3 protein-coding genes and 1 pseudogene are annotated in these 1,789 nt (G+C 35.8%); 2 read left to right on the forward strand and 2 right to left on the reverse strand.

Annotated features, from left to right (window positions below; translation table 11 throughout):
* Positions 1-201 (reverse strand): annotated as a pseudogene (locus AACY61_RS13260) (DNA primase); the annotation flags it as partial.
* A 220-nt stretch (positions 202-421) separates the two neighbouring features.
* Between AACY61_RS13260 and AACY61_RS13265 the strand changes: the two are divergent.
* Both AACY61_RS13265 and AACY61_RS13270 read left to right on the forward strand, forming a co-directional pair.
* Positions 422-1,255 carry an SDR family NAD(P)-dependent oxidoreductase gene (locus tag AACY61_RS13265; RefSeq protein WP_339612057.1) on the forward strand — a complete coding sequence of 278 codons (834 nt, stop codon included), beginning with the start codon at positions 422-424 and terminating at the stop codon, positions 1,253-1,255.
* Between the two features lie 39 nt (positions 1,256-1,294).
* Positions 1,295-1,594, forward strand: coding sequence for a hypothetical protein (locus AACY61_RS13270; RefSeq protein ID WP_339612058.1), 300 nt, complete (start codon positions 1,295-1,297; stop codon positions 1,592-1,594).
* On the opposite strand, the gene AACY61_RS13275 is transcribed toward AACY61_RS13270, so the two are convergent.
* On the reverse strand, positions 1,571-1,789 hold a 219-nt coding region (locus AACY61_RS13275; RefSeq protein ID WP_339612059.1), incomplete at its 5' end, for an integrase core domain-containing protein. The two genes, AACY61_RS13270 and AACY61_RS13275, sit on opposite strands and share 24 nt — an antisense overlap.

A 1,789-nucleotide genomic window follows, 5' to 3' on the forward strand; every position in this document is an offset into this window, starting at 1 on the left:
CTTACCAAGTCCATGATCGTACCATCGGTTCAGCTTTCGATTAACCTTAAAAGAGGGTGTTTTTTCCTGCCGCAATGGTGAAAGATACCAATAGTCATTGCCCCTGATTTTTGAAGGTTCATAACCCAATGAGGACAGGTACTGAACCATATCCATTTCCTTAGCTTCCGCAATGGAAAGTTTTTGTTTCCTGAAATCCATAACCGCACATTTTCATCTTCACTATTCAGTTTACTGAAGTAAAGTTAAACAAGTGGTATGGCTTCTACCCATCCTCTCTATATTTTGAATGGGATGGTAGCATCTGGATTCAGAAAATATTAAATACATCTGTAATATGGATACTAAACTCAGTAATCAGGATACTGTATAAAAAGTAATCCAATGCAACTTTGTATTCATAAATAAAAAACAGATTATTATGAGCAAAGAAAATCAAAAAGTATGGTTGGTGACAGGTACGTCCAAAGGGCTAGGACTTCATTTAATCAAACTACTCCTTTCACAAGGACATAAGGTAATTGCAACAAGTCGGAATACAGATGCTCTGGAAAAAGAAATTACATCATTTAAAGAAAATCTTTTTCCAGTAAAATTAGATATTACTTCGGATACAGCTGTAAAGAAAGCTATTGATGAAAGTATTGAAAAACTAGGGCGTATCGATGTAGTAGTCAATAATGCTGGTTATAGCTTGGTGGGAAGTATGGAGGAAATGACTGATGCAGAGTTTCGGGCAACTATGGATGTGAATCTTTTTGGGACGGTTAATATCATCCGGAATATGATGCCTCATTTGCGTAAGCAGCAAAGTGGACACATCATTAATATTTCTTCCAATGCGGGGTATATTGGCTTTGAAAAGGCGGCAAGTTATAATGCAGCTAAATTTGCGCTTATCGGAATTTCCGAAGCCTTAGCTCAAGAAGTAATAAATTTCGGGATAAAAGTAACGGTAGTTGCACCTGGACAATTTAGAACAGAATTTATGAATTCCATCAACTATGTAAAGAACCGTATTGAAGTGTATGGTGTAGATAAAGCTGAAAAGATGTGGACTAAATTTAGTGGAACACAGCCCGGAGATCCCGACAAACTATCAAAAATATTAGTTCAAATAAGTGAAATGGAACAGCCGCCTCTTCATTTACTTTTAGGGCCGGACACCTATGAGCTGGTGACCCAAAAAAGAGCGCAGGAAGATGCAGAATTTGAAAAATGGAAATCTTTGACGTTATCTACCGATTTTGATTAAATAGGAAGCGTAAATTCTATTTTTATAAATTTGTTTTCAATGAAACCTTATATAATTCAGTCAATCCGAGATCTGCATCAACTTTTAGAGTTGCCAAAACCGAAGCACCCATTAATTAGTTTAATTGATTTTTCTACCATTAAGTGTTATGATGATGAGAAATTAGAGGCGGTTACTTACGGATTTTATTGCATAGCAATCAAAAAGAATTTTAAAGGTAAAATGCGATATGGCCAGCAGCACTTTGATTTTGATGATGGCACTATGACATTTTATGCCCCGAATCAAGTGATAATTACAGAAATAAGTGAAGACTTACCCGTTTTCGGACAGCTCTAAATTACACAATTTTTCTTTTTTCATTGGGTCTAGACCCAATGAAAATTCTTTATAGATCTGTTTAGGGCTTTTTCTGCCCATTGATTTATGTGGATGGTATTTGTTATAATCTTCTCTGAAGTCCTCAGCTATCTGTTGTACTTCTTCTAAATTTCGGAAGATGTAAGCATCCAAAACGTCTTCTCTAAATGTTTT

The organism is uncultured Planktosalinus sp. (assembly GCF_963973675.1).
Classification (GTDB): domain Bacteria; phylum Bacteroidota; class Bacteroidia; order Flavobacteriales; family Flavobacteriaceae; genus Planktosalinus.